Source organism: Cohnella fermenti, assembly GCF_004801405.1.
In the GTDB taxonomy this organism is placed as follows: Bacteria; Bacillota; Bacilli; order Paenibacillales; family Paenibacillaceae; genus Cohnella; species Cohnella fermenti.
The window spans coordinates 54,156-69,539 of record NZ_SSOB01000032.1; the positions used below are offsets into that span (position 1 = coordinate 54,156).

The 15,384-nt window shown below is 44.3% G+C and carries 10 protein-coding genes, 1 tRNA gene and 1 pseudogene; 7 read left to right on the plus strand and 5 right to left on the minus strand.

Annotated elements, in window-relative coordinates; genetic code table 11:
* Positions 1–105: 105 nt before the first annotated feature.
* From E6C55_RS22235 to E6C55_RS22245, 3 genes are read right to left on the minus strand one after another with little or no spacing between them, the layout of a single operon-like run.
* Positions 106–1,080: a tyrosine-type recombinase/integrase gene (locus E6C55_RS22235; protein WP_168735809.1), complete on the minus strand. Its 975-nt coding sequence runs from the start codon at positions 1,078–1,080 to the stop codon at positions 106–108.
* Positions 1,073–1,339 (minus strand): tyrosine-type recombinase/integrase, encoded by a 267-nt coding sequence (locus E6C55_RS35465; protein ID WP_168735810.1) that lies wholly within the window; start codon positions 1,337–1,339, stop codon positions 1,073–1,075. The genes E6C55_RS22235 and E6C55_RS35465 overlap by 8 nt, the downstream gene beginning before the upstream one ends.
* The gene (locus E6C55_RS22245) at positions 1,336–2,052 is read right to left on the minus strand and encodes a tyrosine-type recombinase/integrase (RefSeq protein ID WP_136372023.1); all 717 of its coding nucleotides are present in this window, start codon (positions 2,050–2,052) and stop codon (positions 1,336–1,338) included. Before E6C55_RS22245 ends, E6C55_RS35465 begins: the two co-directional genes overlap by 4 nt.
* Before the next feature lie 448 nt (positions 2,053–2,500).
* Between E6C55_RS22245 and E6C55_RS22250 the strand changes: the two genes are divergently transcribed.
* From E6C55_RS22250 to E6C55_RS34840, 7 genes and pseudogenes are all read left to right on the plus strand, one after another.
* A tRNA-Leu gene (locus E6C55_RS22250) sits at positions 2,501–2,587 on the plus strand.
* Between the two features lie 123 nt (positions 2,588–2,710).
* On the plus strand, positions 2,711–2,992 hold the full coding sequence (locus E6C55_RS22255; RefSeq protein ID WP_136372024.1) for a hypothetical protein: 282 nt from the start codon (positions 2,711–2,713) through the stop codon (positions 2,990–2,992).
* Positions 2,993–4,004: 1,012 nt separating this feature from the next.
* A complete protein-coding gene (locus tag E6C55_RS22260; protein ID WP_136372025.1) occupies positions 4,005–5,036 on the plus strand; it encodes a Wadjet anti-phage system protein JetD domain-containing protein in 1,032 nt (343 codons plus the stop codon).
* Positions 5,024–6,505: a hypothetical protein gene (locus tag E6C55_RS22265; protein ID WP_136372026.1), complete on the plus strand. Its 1,482-nt coding sequence runs from the start codon at positions 5,024–5,026 to the stop codon at positions 6,503–6,505. Before E6C55_RS22260 ends, E6C55_RS22265 begins: the two co-directional genes overlap by 13 nt.
* Complete coding sequence (locus E6C55_RS22270) at positions 6,495–7,241, plus strand: DUF6063 family protein (protein WP_136372027.1); 747 nt, start codon at positions 6,495–6,497, stop codon at positions 7,239–7,241. Before E6C55_RS22265 ends, E6C55_RS22270 begins: the two co-directional genes overlap by 11 nt.
* The gene (locus E6C55_RS34260; RefSeq protein ID WP_211093628.1) at positions 7,225–11,631 is read left to right on the plus strand and encodes a coiled-coil domain-containing protein; all 4,407 of its coding nucleotides are present in this window, start codon (positions 7,225–7,227) and stop codon (positions 11,629–11,631) included. Before E6C55_RS22270 ends, E6C55_RS34260 begins: the two co-directional genes overlap by 17 nt.
* A gap of 204 nt (positions 11,632–11,835) precedes the next feature.
* Positions 11,836–12,569: pseudogene (locus E6C55_RS34840) on the plus strand (IS5 family transposase); the annotation flags it as partial.
* 790 nt (positions 12,570–13,359) lie between these two features.
* Here the strand turns inward: E6C55_RS34840 and E6C55_RS22285 are convergent.
* Together E6C55_RS22285 and E6C55_RS22290 are read right to left on the minus strand one after the other, a co-directional pair.
* Positions 13,360–14,337, minus strand: a complete 978-nt coding sequence (locus E6C55_RS22285) for a tyrosine-type recombinase/integrase (RefSeq protein ID WP_168735811.1) — start codon at positions 14,335–14,337, stop codon at positions 13,360–13,362.
* On the minus strand, positions 14,330–15,310 hold the full coding sequence (locus E6C55_RS22290; protein WP_136372030.1) for a tyrosine-type recombinase/integrase: 981 nt from the start codon (positions 15,308–15,310) through the stop codon (positions 14,330–14,332). Before E6C55_RS22290 ends, E6C55_RS22285 begins: the two co-directional genes overlap by 8 nt.
* Positions 15,311–15,384 lie beyond the last annotated feature (74 nt).

Sequence of the window (15,384 nt, forward strand, 5' to 3'; positions counted from 1 at the left end):
CGTTCCTGACGTACGAGCGCTCACGACATTGACGGTGACGACGAAACGGACAAAGTACGTGAGCGCTTATCGTAAAGCAGGCGGATCAAGTATCCGCTCCATTCCTCATTTTCGACGTGACCGCATATGCTCAACCGGACTGTATTTCCGATGCTGCTCCCGCACTTCATTGTTAAAAAGCCGGACGTACATCTGAACCATGTCCAAGCAGGAATGGCCGAGAATGAGTTGCAAAGAAAAAGGATCGCCGCCATTACGGATGTACATTTTGGCCATCGTGTGACGGAAAGTATGCGGGGAGACTCGCACGCCCGTGATTTTCGCCATCAGGCCATAGTCATGAATTCGGTCCTGCAAAGATCGAATTTGCAGCGGCTGATTATCAATCGATACAAATAAAGCCGGAGTGAGCAAATCCCCGCGCTCGGCCAAATAAGTCCGAAGCGCTTTGGCGCAGGTTTTCTGGAACGGAACCCGTCGCTCTTTTGCTCCCTTTCCCATGACCCGCAGTTCCATTTCTTGTAGATGGAGATCTTCTATGCGCAAACCGAGCAGTTCACCGATGCGAATGCCGGTATCCAGGAACAACAGCAGGATCGCGTAATCACGAAGTCCAGTGAAAGTCGATTGATTCGGTTGTCGCAGTAGCCGTACGAGTTCGTCGTTGGAAAACGTAGCGATCGCATCTTTGGGAGCTTTGACAGACGTCAAGGCTGTTGCCGGATTCGTCGGGATGTGCCCGTTTCGATGCAGAAATCGAAAAAAGATTCGGCAGCAGATTAAACGACCGTTGATCGTCTGCGGGGCGAGTTGCTTCTCCAACATGTAGCCGAGGAAATGACGCTGCAAGTTATCGGCCGAGATTTGATCAAAGTCCGCGCATTGCTGTTGTTCTTCTAATACCTGCAGCAGGTAATGCAACGTGCTGTCATAATAAGCAATGGAGCGTTGGCTGAGGTTCCGGAATCGGCAGTCCTGGAGGAAAAGATCAATCCATTCCTCGTTCGACGGTTTGGCCGAGAAAGACCGATCCGTTTGGGTGGACACGCGATTGGTACGACGTTTAATGGGATTATTCACGAGACATCTTCCTTTCATCTTTGCATTTCTGAGCATAACGAAGAAGCGATTCGACGGGACTGCATGTTTCGTGCCGATGGCGTACATCGGCGGGCTGGAGTGACACATAGTGACGGGTCATGGTGATGTCGCTGTGACCTAAAAGGGCTTGTAATGCGTAGGCATTACCGCCATTCATCAGGAAAGATTTGGCCATCGTTCGTCGGAAGGCATGGGCGGAACCGCTTATACCGGCGTCATGGCAATGCTTGATAATCAACTGCTTGATCGTGTCTGGCTGAATGGGCTACCCTTTGCTTGAGATCCATAAAGCATCATGCTGCTGTCCGCCGCGCAGTCGCAAATATGAACGGAGGGCCGCGGCGCAAGTTTTCTGCATGGGAACGAAACGGCTTTTGTTGCCTTTTCCCTGGCAATGTGAATAAAGCCGTCCTGAAAGTCCAGATCGGAAATAAGCAGGGTGCTTAATTCGGCAAGTCGAATGCCGGTATCCAGCAATAACAGCATCATGGTGTAGTCCCACAGTCCCGTGAATTGCCGGAGATTGGGTTGCTGAAGAATCCGCTTCACTTCCGCTTCCGTGAAACAGATGGGTTTGTAAGGGTTGACCTGTGAATTCGAAGGCATGGCTATGGAAAAGTTTTCTCCAGCTGTATCCGGAAATGCGAATCGAAAAAATTGCCGACACGTATAAAATCGGCCACGAATAGAATGCTGGGCATAGCCTTGCTCGTTCAATTGTTGAAGCCAATCCTGAAGGAACATCACGCAGTTGGAAGCGAGGAACGGCATCTGGCGAGAGATAAAAAATCGTTCCAAGCCCAGTAGGTGGAAGGAATAGTACGTGATCGTTCGGGGAGATAAACCGCGATGAGAGGCGGCGAGGAGAAACTGCCGAACCTGATCTTGAAATTCAGGCTGTTGGAAGCCCAGCAGGTTGTGGGGAGTAGAGGTTGGACTCGTAATCGTCATACAGAAGGCCCTCCGATCAGGAAATGGAGGGAGAAGCAGAATGGAGATTTAGAGGGGGATCGTCCGGTCGACTCGCTTTTCTCCCGCGCCGGATTCGGCGAATGAAATCCACTGGGCGAATAATCTGGCGCGTCTCCCGTTTATGAGGAACCCTGGCTCCATCTGCTTTTCCCGGCCCCGAATTTAGCGCGTCTCGGGCTAGACACGCCGACTTCAGGTTTTAGCGCGCCCACAATTTAACGCTTCAACCGGTACTCAGCCCGCACGGTGATTGGGTTCTTGCAAAATGAGCAGCGCGCCAAACAGTCGCAAGGCGCACCAATCATGAAATTTCCCTCAAAAGTTTAGCGCACCCCGCTAAAGAAATCTTTAGTGCGGCCGACATAGGCGCGGCTGGTGTGTCGACAGTAACTCTCCGGGGGAAGAGAGTCAAGCAACAATTTTATATGCGGTCATGGCGGAATTGGCAGACGCGCCGGCTTCAGGTGCCGGTGGTAGCAATACCGTGGAGGTTCGAGTCCTCTTGACCGCACCATACCTTCAAACAAACTCTTCTTTCGGGAAGGGTTTTTATTTTGTGTATTACAGTACTGTAATCTCAAATTATAAAGGAATTAAAATTCATCATCTGTTATAATGGGTTTGAGGTGACGGATATATGGCCGGAATAAAAAAAATAACGCTGGACAATCAACTTCAGGAGAAGCTTTGGAGCCTGATTCATAACGAGGATGAAGTTATTGCCGACGTACTGGGTACGGAAGTCAAGTTGACGGTTATCTCCTCTGTTCCGCACGATCAGCGCGAGATTATAAAAGAAATTGAGTCTGACCCGGAACTTCAAACCATGTTGAAGGATTCCGAAGAGGATGAAAAGGCCGGTCGTAACTATTCGGTTGAAGAGGCCATTAAATATATTCAGGAGTTCCATGCGGAATAATGCGACGGGTGACTTTTTCCGAGCAAGTTTTGAAGCGGATTGCTACCATACAAAGTCTGCATTTTTCTCGACAGGAAACAGAAGAATTTCAAATCAAGCTCATTCATTCGATACATGCTCGTCTTTCTGTAATCGCTCCACATGAAGGTTATCGTGAATATGATCGGGGGTCATGGGCGAATACACGTCGTATTGTAGTGATGGGCTACAAAGTATATTATGTTTACAACAGGATGGAAGATATCATTCGAGTGAGAGCCATAAAAGCACCTGGAATGAAGTAGGTTTATTCTTGTTTATGGGGATGACATTTTGGAATGCTCAGTGCCTATTATTAAGAGTGCTTCCGCTAAATTAGATTCGTTGCTCCAGGCTTCAGGAAAAGTTAATCTGTAGATGATGTTGTTTCGTAAAGCCTTACAATAAAAAGAGATGCCGGATGGGCAATGACCTGTCCTGGCCTCTTTTTTTGTTTATCGCTTTCTGTGAAGCCGATGCTGCTCCAGTATAAAGTAACGACTTGCGTCTCGTCTGGATAATATCTAGGGGGAATAACCCAAGTAAACTGCAGAGATGACAAAAATGTAAAGGAAATATGACATTATAAATAGATGGTGTGTTGCTGAATTTGTCAGAGATTGCTATGGCCGATGCAGGAACTAGAAAAGGATTTAGAAGCATTACGAATTGTTTAATTGTTTGGCAACTTTGCTTCTTCAGCATGCAGTCAAAGGGAACGTTGCCTCGCCGCAGAACTTCCGCAGTGAAGCTTTGGTAATGCCGATTACTTGCATTTTAGATATAGGTGGCAAAGAGTGCAGGTACTGTCGTAACTATAGCACTTCGTTGGATGTTGGAGCGTAATATCCCCGATCTTAGTAGGGAGCAGAATGATGGCTACTCTAACATAGAGAAACATGTAGAAAAAGCATATGATTAATTTGAGTTTTTTTGATAAAATATGACTATACCAAATGATTCCAATGAAGGATAGTCAGAAGGTGAATGGACAATGTATAGATCAAATGAATTATTGTGCGAAAAAATCAAACTGGAACTCTCCAATATACAAGTGAAAACAATTAAACTCCGTCAGCTTGAAAATCTTTTCGAAGGAGAGGTGGAATACGATATATTCTTTGCAGCCATAAGGCAGTTAGAAATGGAAGAGCTTCTTAAACCGATTAAATCACATGGCATCAATCATCATGGCCTTGCTCATGCCTTTCGCATACAAAAACAAGATTTAAATAAACCGCTGCAGGAGCAAATCCGTATAAAACAATTACAAATACACCCTCTGATTAATTTATCATGCTATTTTACTTTGTCTCTTGAGACCTGGGAGAACGATCAGGAATTAATCAATCGGTTAAATAGATATATAAACGAAAAGGGACTTCCGGACAAGGAGGCATTCTCCTCTGAACGTTCCTATGAACTTGCAGGCGATGAAAAATGGATCGATGAAGGGGGAGGCCGTGCTTTTTTGGAACGAGTAGGGATCTACTCGTCACTGCGAATTGTCTCTATACCAGAACCACTAATGTTTGCTATAAATCCTTCGCAAATGGCATCGGCTGAGCATATTCATTTGATTGTAGAAAATAAGGCAGTGTACGCCGCGCTTTCTACTTGTCTTGTAGAGTCACCGTATACAACCTTAATTTATGGATCAGGAAAAAGCTTTTTATCTAGTATTATGAAATTGGAAGAACAATTGAATATGCCGGATCGAACGCATCGGCTTTTATATTTTGGAGATCTGGATCGTGAGGGTATTACGATTTGGAATAGCCTTCATCATAGACGATTTGCTCCACCTTGTTTGATTTTTTATCGTGCGCTCCTTGAAAAAGATTTTACTTACGGCAAACAGAATCAACGGCATAATCATGAGGCAGAAAACAATTTTGTCAGATTTTTTCTGGCACATGAACAGGACAAGGTCCGTCAGATGCTAGCAAAGGGCGGCTATTACCCGCAAGAGGCTTTAAAAGCTGATGAACTTCGTGAAATATGGAGGCACTCATGGAAAGAGTAATGGATGATGCTATCAAAGGATACGGTGAACGAGTAAAACGGCTAGCTATAATGGACCCTTTATTTCGATTAAAGTATCGAAAGAGAAATGAAGAAGATGAAAACGTGGATTGGTTTTCTATGGGCTTGTTATCGCTTCTTTTCTTTTTTGAATGTATGCTTCAACGCCAATTTAAAAAAGGTGTTCCTGAATTATCAGATTTTTTGTATAGTATCTGCGGAAAACGCTTGCAACTTAGTCGCTCACGTTTTCATCAAATTGCAGAAACCATTGTTCAAACGTACCGTGATCCAACAGGGAAAAGACAAGAGGAACAGTATTGGGATTGGGAGACAAGGATAACCGAAACATATTCCTTTTCTATTCTAAAGACAGCTGGATTTGATAAATCTGAAAATCGGCAATATTATACGTTGGATGAAGCGGGAATCGAGCTTATTTTTGCTACTAAAGAGTATTACAGCGAGTTTCGAATTTCCATTAATCAACTTCTTATTCGTAAGCAACTTGAAAAAGGCGAATTTGTCAACGCTCTAACTGAAATACACGAAATGAGAATTGCCGTAGAAGTGATCCGGGAACAGATGCGTCGGCTTGGAATGGATGTCGTTAGAAATATCGTATCAGATGAGACTTATCAGAAATTTTTGCAAATCGTTAAAGACACTCACTCACGTTTGGTGAGAGAAGACGAAGAGTTCAAAGAATTGTACAATTTTGTCATGGATACGACTCAAAAGCAAAGTGCTGATTTGCAAACATCCAAAGATTTGAAAGCTTATGAGCAACTATTGCAAATCTCCAAAGAATTAGGCGAGGTCCATCATTTGCACCAATTGTTACTCAAAGAGGCTATTCAATTAAAGAACAAAGCATTTGATTCGGCTAAACAGGCGCTTTATTCCATTGGATTACAAACTTTTCATTTCGATCATGAAATTGTATCACGACTTGTCTCTTCTCCATTGCCTCCTCTCGCGGCTAAGGGGTTAGCTACAACTTTCACATCGTTACATCGGCACAGAAGTTGGTCACTTTTGACGGTCTTTGATAAACAAAGAAGTTCTTCCTTCAATCAGGAGCCAACGAACTATGGTTACCCAGAAGTGGACGATGAGCAGGTTGAACAAAATCGACAGATACAACAAAAAAATTTCTCACTTATTATGAAACAAGTTCTGGAGATTATGAAGGAAAGTCGTGAAATCGAACTCAAGGAACTCAGTGAGTTGCTTCCATCACATATTGTGAACCATCGATCTTACTATGATTTCTGGCTAGTCCTGCATCAGCGTTCCCCAGCAAGGTGGGAGCCAGATCGAGACGGAGATGTTATGAATGGGGCGCTTGTGCAACTAGAAGGTGATGTTCTTGTTGTAACCGAATGCATAGGAGTCATTCAGCCCGCGCCTCGATTTGCCATTCAGAATATGCGTGTGGAACGGAGACTGAAAGAACGTGAGATATAATGAGCAGGCAGTGATGCAGGCATTTGAGATATTTGCAGCATTAATGGGTAATGGGGAACAGTCTGGGAAGGAGATTGAACCTTATTTATTGAATGACGATGTTCGTAGTTTGACCGAACAATTCGCTTGGCGAGTCGACAGTGTAATTGTGCAAGCTGGAGATATATTGTACCTCATTCCGAAGACAGGTTTCTCTCCATTTCATTTAAAAATGGAAGAAGTACGTCGCGAACTTGGCGTGAATGCTACAAATGCTGATGTGTATATGATGTATTTATGCATTTTGATTTTTATAGGCGAATTTTATTGCAGTTATCAATCTTCCAATATCCAGCGTGATTTTTTAACTGTTGATGAATGGCTGGACAAAGTTGGAGAACGGATAGAGACGTTGCGTGAGCATGGAGAAGAAGCGCTTTTGCGTTACGAGAAGGATTTTGACTGCAATTGGATCGCGATTATCCAGAAATGGGACGCATTAAATGATATTCGAGAATCCTCCTTCAGACAAGCTGGGCGAACAGTTACACGAATCAGTTTCTTGTACAAAACATGTGAGTTTATGAAAAAACAACAGATATTGATGGAAATTGGCGATGATGAGTATACGCTGACCGAGAAAGCTCAGATCATTGTTCAGCGCTACTTTATGGAGACACAATACAATCGGGGCATTTTACAGTTCATGTATCAATATGATGGTCGAAAGGAGAACGAGAATGCCGGCAATATCTAAAATTAGATTTGCTAATGTTGTATATGAGGGCGGCGGAAAACGATATAATGATGAAACTTTTCGTTTCGATGGTCATAATGCCGCAATATTATTGGAAAATGGAGGAGGAAAGACGGTATTTATTCAAACGGCTCTCCAGGCAGTGATTCCCCATACTAACCTGGCAGACCGTAAGTTGCTCCAAACGCTAACATTAAGCGGCGCTCATGCGCATATTGCTATTGAATGGATTTTACAGGACAAGCCAAGACAATATGCGGTTACTGCGGTCACCTTGTTTCTTCGAAATGAAAGACTTGACTCTCATAAATACGTTTATACCTATACAACAAATGACGAAGGAGCTATCGAGAAAATACCATTCTCAGTTCCGGATTCGAGAGAAAATCTGCGCCCCGCTTCTGCCGGGGAAATAAATGATTACTATATAGGAATGAGCCGAAAGCATCTTACGGCAAAAACATTTTCAACCATTGAAAGCTATCGCGCTTATTTGGAAAAGCATTTTAAAATCGTTGAAACTGAATGGGATTCGCTTGCTACGATTAATAGCGGTGAAGGCGACGTAGAGGCATTCTTTGAGAATTGCAAAACCACCTCTGACCTGGTGAATCGATTGCTTATTCCTTCCGTACAAAAAGCAATCGGTGGACATGGTGTTGGGGGATTTACTGATTTGTTCGAAGGGAATCGGGATAATTTTCGAAAGAATAAGCAGCTTAAGGAACAGATTGAAGAAAATATACGGATTGAATCAGAATTGGCAGGTATGATGATTGGTTTCGAACGGCTGGATCAATTAAAGCAAGAAGAAAATAAATATTACGAGCAAATGAAGGCAATATATTCTTACACCTCTGCTCAAAAAGTGGAAGCGGATGAAAGATATAGCACGCTACAAAAGCAACTAGAGAGTCTAATAGAGGAAGAAAAGATACTCGAGCAAGAGCATGCGTCGCTTGCTATTGCTGACTTGACTATTAAGGAAGAACAAGCGAATCGGTACTTTCTTGAGTCAAGAACTGCTTATGAAACGATTAAAACCGAGCAACTCAAAGTACAGCATGAATTGGAAAAATTAAAGTATTTACGAGACAAACAGGATTATGATCGCAAAACAGCTCAGTTACAGGCAGAGGAACTGCGTCTGAAATCATTAGATGAAGAGCATGACGAATCGGAGTTAAAGGAACAGCTGCAGGTCACGCTAGCTCAATTAAAAGATGTGTATGAAGACAAGGAGCACTACTTAGGGAGAGAGTATGAGGCGGTTAAACGTCAGATCGAGAATACCAAACAAGAAAAAACGAAATTAGATCAGGATATTGAGAGTAAGCATGCTCAATTGATTGAACTCGATAAACAAACGGTAAAGTTCTCTGTATTAACCGATGAGCTGGTAAAGCAGAAGGAACGCATTGAACTTGAAATTTTGGAAAACAGCCAGCAACTCGTAGAAAGCGAGTTAGTCATCTGGATAAACAAACTGGAGCAAGTTCAAAAAGAACTTGTTGAGCAGAAAGCGCTAGAGCAGAAGGCTCAAAAGGAGAAAGAAGAAAATCTTGAATTGATCGGTTTTCTTCGTGAAGATATAAGGGTCACAGAACTTTCACATCAGGATGCGGAAAATGTTGTGAAGAGGGTCATTCAAGAGCAAGAACAACTCCTTACGGATTTACGTGGTTTGTATGCACTGAGAAATGTTTCGGATGTTTATTTGGAGCAGGACAAAATTGTGATGTCGCTTGAAATTGAGGAGACAAAGAAGAAAAAAACGCTAGAAAGCGCGCGGCTAAAGGAACGGGTTGCTAGCCGTTTGCAGGATTCATACGGTGATTTGGATGTCTTTACGGCTGACCCTTGGATTCGCCAGTGGATCAGACAAATCGATTATCCTGTCGAAAGCGGAACGGATTTTGCTGAAAGATTATTACGTGAAACGCAACTAAACAAGCAGGAATTATTTGTTCGTTTTCCGTTTTGGCAGATGAGTATTGTGGTCCAACCTGAGAATAAGCACATAATTGAAAAGAAACTTGAAGATTCTGCTAGCGAGCTTACTTTTCCAGTAATAGTACTTTCTGTTTATGAAGCCAGGACACTTGCCGAACAACCATTTATTTATCAAACAGTGACACCGTCTTATTGGCCGGATGTGTTAGAAACGTCAGGCTTTGAACTATGGAAGCAAAAAATTGCGGATCATGCAAAGGCAGCAGCCGACAATGTAAAGCATTGTGAGTTTGAGTTGAACGGCATTATAAGGATGATGGATGATCTTAAACGTTTCCTTCAACGTAATTCATATAAAGTATATAAAGAACGGGTTGAACAGAAAAAGCAATGCGAAGAGAAGCTGCGTCAACTCCGTGGGGAGATTGTTCAATTAGATACCAGCTTAGCCGAAAACGAAAAAGTGATAGTAACGATAGCGGAAAAAAGACAGTGGTTATCCGATTTTATTCGTAAGTTAGAGTATAAAATGCGTAAAGCTGCAGAGTGGCAAAATAAAGTGAAAGAACTACAGACGATTAATATTCAACTTAAAGCATGCAGCGAGGAAATGAAAATTGCTCAATTAATGATAGATCGAATGAAAAAAGAACAGAAATCTTTGGTTGAACTACTGGAAGAACTGGAAAGTAACCGTGAGGCTGTATACGATCTGATTAGTGAATTAAAAGGTGAAGAGCTTTTCCTAGAGTTGAAAAAGATAGAAAAGTCGATGCCGGCAGAAAACTCGGAAGCAGCGCTTAAACAAACTCGTATTTTACTAAAGGAGATGCTGCTGGAGGTTGAGAAAGAAAAAAGCGCAATTGAAAGACGGATTTTCCAATATCAGGAGGAGATCAAACAGCAAATAATAAAACTAGCGGAGTATAAAATTGAACTTCCCGACCAGGAGTTTCCGGCTGACGGACAAATTCGTATTCAACAGGCAGCGTCCAAATTAAGTGGGCTGACAAATCTTATGGAAGATAAACATATATCCTTTAAGGAAGCGGAATTAAAAAAAAGAGAAGTAGAAGCAAGATTAAGTGAAAAAATTGATGCTTATCATAAAGGACATAAAGGACCAATCCATTCCTTTAGTGATCCGTTGGATATGGTTGAAACCCACCTGATTGAAAAAGGAAAGCGGCTCTTATCTCAACGTTCTTTTTTGGAAAAGGAGGAACAAATAACTAGAACAGCAATGGAAGAATTGAAAAAAATGCTGAATCATATGGACAAACAGAATATTAGATATGAATTTCTATCTGAACGTGTCCGGCAAATTGTTTTTCCCACGGAAAGACGGAACGAGTTTAATTTAAATAAGGAGCAATTCGTGCTTGAATTCCTAAAACAGATAGAGGACATTTATAAACGGGTGACGCTTGAAAAGCAAGGGGTCGAAAGGGAGCGTCAAAAATTTGAACGATTTGTGGAGTTTAAGATTAAAAACGAGAAATTGCGTCAGGCAGCGCTTAATGGAATTCGGCAGCGAAGTACGTATCAAGAATTGAGAGAATGGGAACGCGGAATGAAGGAACGTGTAGCGCGTGCTACCTTGATTGCGGAGCAAGGGATGCAAGAATTTAATCAGGATTTAAAACATTTTATTCAGCAGTTACATACGTACATGACTACAGTGCGTGATGAACTTGGCAATATTGAAAAGATGACGAGAGTCAAAGTGGAAGACGCTTATAAATCCATCATTGTAATTACAACTCCAACGTGGGAGGAAGACTTTGCCCGAGAACGATTGTTTCGCCATGTTGAGTGGATAAGTGAGCGATTGACCGGAGACGAATATAAAACAGACGAAGGGATCGAAGATACCACAAAAGTTCGTCGAGACATTGAAAAATGGTTGCACCCGAGACACCTTTTAATGAAAATTAGCGAGCATCCCATTAAAGTCCAGGTTCGCAAAGTTTCCAATGACAATCGAGTAAGTCACGCACTCGAAGAGTGGACTACCTCCAATTTATGGTCAGGTGGCGAAAAATGGAGTAAAAACATGGCTCTTTTTTTAGGAATTCAAAGTTATCTATCGGAAAAACGGCAATATGTTACCAAGACAAAAATGAATAACAGGTCAGCTATTCTGGATAATCCCTTCGGCAAGGCTTCCAGTGACCATGTTTTAGAACCTGTTTTTTTTATTGCGAATCAACTCGGATACCAAATCATTGCACTAACCGCTCATACTGAAGGTAAGTTTCTAAGGGATTACTTCCCTATTATTTATAGTTGTCGCCTCCGTAATGCGAAAGATGGGGGAACGTCGATAATAAAATACGATCAGGAAATCCGTCACGCTTATTTTGAGGATAAGGAACCTATAGTTTTGGAGAGGCTTGGCAAAGTAGAGAAGATACAACAACTCCAAATGTTTTAAATTAAAGAAAATGATTCGGCAACTTGTTTTTTTGTTCTCTTAGATCCCATGGAATCCCTCAAGCTGAATAAAGCTAATATTTCAATGCAAAGAGAAAAGTTGCATTCGTATTGAATGGGACTAGGGCGTGTATTCAAACTATCGAAAAGGGCTAGAATCCGGTAAACTTTTCATATGAGAAGACGATACGAGATCCGTGATGATCAATGGGAAAGCCTCAAAGACCTCTTGCCGCCGGAACGGAAACCCCAAGGCGGACGCCCGGCCATCGACAACCGCCATATGCTCAATGGGATGCTCTGGGTGATCCGTTCAGGAGCAGCCTGGCGGGATTTGCCAGACTATTATGGCCCCTGGAGCAGCATTTACACCCGATTCCGCCGCTGGGAGAAGGCCGGGATATTTGACCGGATGCTGGAGACGCTCGCTGCCGAGCCCGATTCGGAAAGTACGATGATGGATGCCTCCATCGTCCGTGTTCACCAGCACGGCGCGGGGGCAAAAGGGGGCAGCAATTTCAAGCCATCGGACGATCCCGAGGAGGCTTGACCACCAAGATTCATGCGGTGGTGGATGCCCTCGGCAATCCGCTTCAATTCGAAGTGACGGCAGGCAACATCAACGATTGTGTCGTGGGCTATGAGATTTTGCTAACCTTGGATCTTAAAGGTCAAAATGTGTTGGCCGACCGCGGCTATGACACCGACAAGATTATCGAACTATTGGATGAAAAGCAGTCGAATGCGGTCATTCCTAGCCGTAAACATCGCACCGTTCAACGAACGACCGATTGGTACTTGTTTAAAGAACGGCATCTGGTCGAATGCCTCTTTAATAAGCTGAAGCACAATCGGCGATTGGCAACCCGATACGACAAATTAGCGCGGACCTTCATGGCCTTTTTAAAGCTGGCGGCTTCCATGGTTTGGTTGGCCTGAGGTTTGAATACACGCCCTAGGAAAATCTCTTGAATGCTCATTTTCTAAAAAAAAGTATTGGAGTGTCAGGCTATGTTGCATGTGGATAAAATGAGGAATATAATGTAAGAGGGGCTTGTGCTCCACACTAAACTACGGGTAAGTTCCGTAGGCTAGTGCAGTATAAGGAGCGACTCATAATAACGTGAGTCAGCTAAATTGTTCATTCAAGGTTTGACGAATACCAGGCTAAGCTTGGTACATGCACTCGTAACGAGTGAAGGAGAAGACCAGGAGAATTTTTGGTCAATAGGTATTTTTGAAGAGCAGGTAATGCATTCTCTACAAGGTATAATTGAAAATTACGTTCTGCTCTAGTCTTAGTACGTACCCCATGAACCCATGGAGGATGCGTATGCGAAGAACAAGAAAGAACAAAAGTAAGAAACGCGGTCATTTCAAGCAGTATTTGATTGAGGTGGCAACTGGCCTGACTGTGGGCTTGTTGCTTATCCTGATTGAACGACTGTGGAAATAGGCGCGTAACGCGGAAGAGGGGCAGGCCACCCCTCTTTTTTGTATTTCGTTGCCGAAGCCCCAAACGAGGTGAACCGTATCCTAAGTGACGGCGAAAAATTTGGGGTATGGGTAAGTGTATCTGACATAAAGGAATTTATAGCCCCTATTACCTGAGCCGGGAGGAAACAACGGCGTATATTGTCACTTAGGAATACCGACTTCGATGAGCATTTCTGTGTCAGCGCCGAGTGCGTTTTATGCTGGTAGCACTCGGCGAGCCACACATGAACAGTTATCGCCTTCTTCGAATCTGAGCATGTTCAACAGGGCTGTATTTCCGATGCTGCTCCCGCACCTCATTGTTAAAAAGTCGAACATATATCTGAACCATGTCCAGGCAAGAATGGCCGAGAATGAGTTGCAAAGAAAAAGGATCGCCGCCATTTCGAATGTACATTTTGGCCATCGTGTGGCGGAAGGTATGTGGGGAAACCCGCACGCCCGTAACTTTCGCCATCAGGCCATAGTCATGAATTCGCTCTTGCAAGGAGCGGATTTGCAGCGGTTGATTATCAATCGAAACAAACAATGCCGGAGTGGGCAGATTCCCACGTTCGGCCAGATAAGATCGAAGCGATTTGGCGCAGGTTTTCTGGAACGGAACCCGTCGTTCTTTTGCTCCCTTTCCCATAACGCGCAGCTCCCTTTCTTGCATATGGAGATCGTTTACGCGCAAACCGAGGAGTTCGCCAATACGAATGCCTGTATCCAGCAATAGCAGCAGGATGGTGTAATCGCGAAGCCCGGTGAAAGTGGATTGATCCGGCTGTCGCAGTAACCGCACAAGTTCGTTTTGGGAAAACGTAGCGATCGCATCTTTGGGAGCTTTGACAGACGTCAAGGCTGATGCCGGATTCGTCGGGATGTGCTGATGCTGGTGCAGAAACCGAAAAAAGATCCGGCAGCAACTTAGACGCCCATTTATCGTTTGCGGGGCCAGTTGCTTCCCCAGCATGTAGCCGAGGAAATGACGCTGCAAGTTATCAGCTGTGATTTGATCAAAGTCCGCGCATTGCTGTTGTTCTTCCAATACCTGCAGCAGGTAACGCAATGTGCTGTCATAATAAGCAATGGAACGCTGGCTGAGGTTCCGGGATCGGCAATCCTGGAGGAAAAGATCAATCCATTCCTCGTTCGATGCTTTGGCCGAGAAAGACCGATCCGTTTGGGTGGACACACGATTGGTACGACGTTTAACGGGACTATTCACGAGACATCTTCCTTTCTTCTTTGCATTCCTGAGCATAACGGAGAAGCGATTCGACGGGGCTGCATGTTTCGTGCCGATGGCGTACATCGGCGGGCTGGAGCGGCACATATTGACGGGTCATGGTGATGTCGCTATGTCCTAAAAGGGCTTGCAAAGCGTAGGCATTACCGCCATGCATTAAAAAAGATTTGGCCATCGTTCGTCGGAAGGCATGGGCGGAACCGGGTACACCGGCGTCATGGCAGTGCTTGATAATCAACTGCTTGATCGTGTCGGGCTGAAGGGGTTGCCCTTTGCTTGAGATCCATAAGCCATCATGCTGCTGCCCGCCGCGCAGTCGCAGATACGAGCGGAGTGCCGCGGCGCAAGTGTTCTGCATGGGGACGAAGCGGCTTTTGTTTCCTTTTCCTTGGGCAATGCGAATAAAGCCGTCCTGAAAGTCCAGGTCGGAAATAAGCAAGGTGCTTAATTCGGCAAGTCGAATACCGGTATCCAGCAATAACAACATCATGGTGTAGTCCCGCAGTCCAGTGAATCGCCGGAGATCGGGTTGATGAAAAATCCGTTCGACTTCCGCTTCCGTGAAGCAGATGGGCTCGTAAGGGTTGACCTGTGAATTCGAAGGCATGGCTATGGCGAAGTTTTCTCCAGCTGTATCCGGAAATGCGAATCGAAAAAATTGCCGACACGTATAAAATCGGCCACGAATGGAATGCCGGGCATAGCCTTGCTCGTTCAATTGTTGAAGCCAATCCTGAAGGACCATCACGCAGTTGGAAGCGAGGAACGGCATCTGGCGAGAGATAAAAAATCGTTCCAAGCCCAACAAGTGGAAGGAATAGTACGTGATCGTTTGGGGGGATAAACCGCGATGCGAGGCGGCGAGGAGAAACTGCCGAACCTGGTCTTGAAATTCAGGCTGGTGGAAGCTCGGCAGGTTGTGGGGAGTAGAGGTTGGACTCGTAATCGTCATACAGAAGGCCCTCCAATCAGGAAATGGAGGGAGAAGCAGAATGGAGATTTAGAGGGGGATCGTCCGGTTGACGC